Source organism: Rhodococcus sp. ENV425 (genome assembly GCF_002887785.1).
Lineage (GTDB): Bacteria > Actinomycetota > Actinomycetes > Mycobacteriales > Mycobacteriaceae > Rhodococcus > Rhodococcus aetherivorans.
Genome location: NZ_PCZU01000208.1, coordinates 1 through 1,812, shown reverse-complemented (window position 1 = coordinate 1,812; position 1,812 = coordinate 1). Strand labels below are relative to the sequence as shown.

3 protein-coding genes are annotated in these 1,812 nt (G+C 68.3%); 1 reads left to right on the top strand and 2 read right to left on the bottom strand.

Features of this window, described 5'->3' with window-relative positions; all coding sequences use genetic code 11:
• Window positions 1-693 (bottom strand): DUF305 domain-containing protein (locus CQZ88_RS17235; RefSeq protein ID WP_102800083.1); only part of this gene is annotated, 693 nt, incomplete at its 3' end.
• Between the two features lie 504 nt (window positions 694-1,197).
• Complete coding sequence (locus CQZ88_RS29575; protein ID WP_258008642.1) at window positions 1,198-1,359, bottom strand: hypothetical protein; 162 nt, start codon at window positions 1,357-1,359, stop codon at window positions 1,198-1,200.
• Window positions 1,360-1,486: 127 nt separating this feature from the next.
• On the opposite strand from CQZ88_RS29575, the gene CQZ88_RS17230 reads away from it, so the two are divergent.
• A partial coding sequence (locus CQZ88_RS17230) for a response regulator (protein ID WP_146034324.1) occupies window positions 1,487-1,812 on the top strand: 326 nt, incomplete at its 3' end.

Sequence of the window (1,812 nt, the reverse complement as noted above, 5' to 3'; positions counted from 1 at the left end):
CTCCATCGTGGTGATCTCCTGCTGCTGCGTGTCGGCGATGGTGCGGGCCATGGCCACCGCGTCGGGGTTCTGGCCGGAATCGATCTCGGTCTGCGCCATCGCGATTGCGCCGCGGTGGTGTTCGATCATCTGGGTCAGGAACAGTCGGGAGGCGTCGACGCCTTCCGCGTTCTGCAGCGCGGTCATGTCTTCGGCCGACATCATTCCGCTCATGCCGCCGCCCATCTGGCCGCCGCCGGGCATGGGGGTGGACTGCATGGGCATGTCGTGACCGGGCATCTCCATGCCGGGTGACGACATGGGCATGTTCGGTGTGGTCATCGGCATGCTGGTCGTGCCCATGGGCATGGTGGGCTGCCCCCAGTCGGCGAGCCAGCTCTGCAACTGCTCGATCTCCGGTCCCTGGGCGGCCTTGATCTGCTGGGCCAGTTCGGTCACCCGCGGGTCGATGCCCTCCTTGGCCAGGATGACGTCGCTCATCTCGATGGCTTGGGAATGGTGGGGAATCATCTGCTGGGCGAAGGTCACATCGGCCTGGTTGTGGTCCGCGGCGGCCTCGGCGGAGGCGGTGGTGCTCACCGCAGCCGACGTGGTCGATCCGGTGGTCTGGTTGTTGCCGGAGTCGCTGCAGGCGGCCAGGGTGAGCGCCGCAGCGACCGCCACGGCGCCGGTGGCCAGAGACTTCTTCCTCACAAGCACATTCCTTTCCTCGTGTGCATGCACCGGGCGAACCCGCCGCGGTCGCATCGGAGAGAGCATCCCCCTTCGGAGGGCGGGGCAAACCCCCGGGGCGCTCACCGGGTGCTCCGGCTCGGTCGTGCAGCCGACCGGTCGGCTGGCGCACCGGTGCGTATCCGAGCCTGTCAGCCGCACCCGGTGACAATGCGGAGCTTTCTGTGAAGATTTCCTGAAGAATCACCGCGCCCTGTCTCGGGCAGGTTTCTCCTGACGGTGGGGTCCGGCGCCCGTCACCCTCGACGTCCGGATCCGAGGCACCACACTCCCAGGGCCCGTCCGTAGGGACCTACGCTGCGGCCCAGACCCCATCTCGAGCGGGTTATTCGCCCCCGCACGCCATATCTCCGCAGGGGAGGCTGCTCACGGCGACCGGCCCTGCGGATCGGAGAACGCCCCGCCTGCCACCGGGTCCGGGACTCCTCGGTGTCGCTCCTGCCGCGAGCCGGGGCGGTGGAGGACCTACAGCGGAGCGGTTGTCCTCGGACGTGGCGGGATGGCGGTGTGGCGTGCGGTGCGGAACACTGCGGCGATGCCGGAGACCACCAGGGCCCAGAAACCGATCATCACCAGTCCCATGACCATCCAGCCGGCCCAGCCCATCGCACCCGTACCCCACATCACGGCTGCTCCCTTCTCGAAAGTCTCGCATCCGAGTCTGGGTGCGTTACCCGACGCCGGGGGTGGGGGTTCGATGAAGGTTCGCTGAAGAACGTCGCCACCAGCCTGCCGCGACGGCCACGATAGGACCATGGCCTCCGGTTCCGATCAGCTCGTCCCTGTACCCGCCGCGACCGCACCGGGCCCCCCGACCGGTCTGCGGGCGCTGGTCGTCGAAGACGAAATGGCGCTGGCCACGGTGGTAGGCACCTACCTCGAACGCGCCGGCTTCGAGATCACGCTCGTACACGACGGGCTCGCTGCCGTCGAGCGTGCCCGCCAGGTCGATCCGGATGTCGTGGTGCTCGATCTGGGGTTGCCGCGTCTGGACGGGATCGAGGTGTGCCGGCAGCTGCGCACGTTCTCCGACGCCTACGTCGTCATGCTCACCGCCCGCGCCGACGAGATCGACACCCT